Origin of the sequence: Legionella quateirensis, assembly GCF_001467955.1 — a bacterium.
GTDB lineage: Bacteria > Pseudomonadota > Gammaproteobacteria > Legionellales > Legionellaceae > Legionella > Legionella quateirensis.
Map to the genome: position 1 here is coordinate 38,999 of NZ_LNYR01000036.1, position 771 is coordinate 39,769.

The window sequence follows — 771 nt, forward strand, 5'->3', positions numbered from 1 at the left end:
CGGTACGGCCATTGCCGTGGGCGGCACAGTGGCTGTGGCCAACGGTACGGTGCTCTTGAATGCTAACGGTACCTTAAGCTTTACGCCAACTGCCAATTACAACGGCAGTACCAGCTTTACTTACACGGTGACTTCCGGTGGGGTTACCGAAACCGCTACGGTGAACCTGACAGTCAATCCGGTTAATGACGCCCCAACCAACAGCGTCCCTGGCGCTCAAAGCACGAATGAAGATACGGCTCGAGTCTTTAGCTCTGCTAATGGCAATGCGATAAGCCTTACCGATATAGACAGCGCATCTGTGACCACCACGATTTCTGTGGCACACGGCAATTTAACGGCTCTGGCAACGGCTGGGGTGACCATTACGAATAATGGTACAGGAACGGTGACTTTGGTGGGATCTCCAGCCAACATCACCACCGCCTTGAATGGTTTATCGTACACCCCGGTTGCTGATTACAATGGTGCAGACAGCTTAACGGTCGTTACCAGTGACGGCGCCTTAAGTGATACGGACAATATTGCCATTACAGTCAATCCAGTTGTGGATATTGCCAATGATGCCATAACCCTGAATGAAGACACGGTGGCTACTTATGATGTCAATAATAATGATACCTTTGAAAACGCAGGCCATACCATTACTGCAATTAACGGTACGGCTATTGCCGTGGGCGGCACAGTGGGCGTGGCCAACGGCACGGTGCTCTTGAATGCCAACGGTACCTTAAGCTTTACGCCAGCTGCCAATTACAACGGCAGTACCAG

The 771-nt window shown here is 51.5% G+C and carries 1 protein-coding gene; it reads left to right on the forward strand.

The window, feature by feature from the left end; all coding sequences use genetic code 11:
* Positions 1-771 (forward strand): tandem-95 repeat protein (locus Lqua_RS13280; RefSeq protein ID WP_193787186.1); only part of this gene is annotated, 771 nt, incomplete at both ends.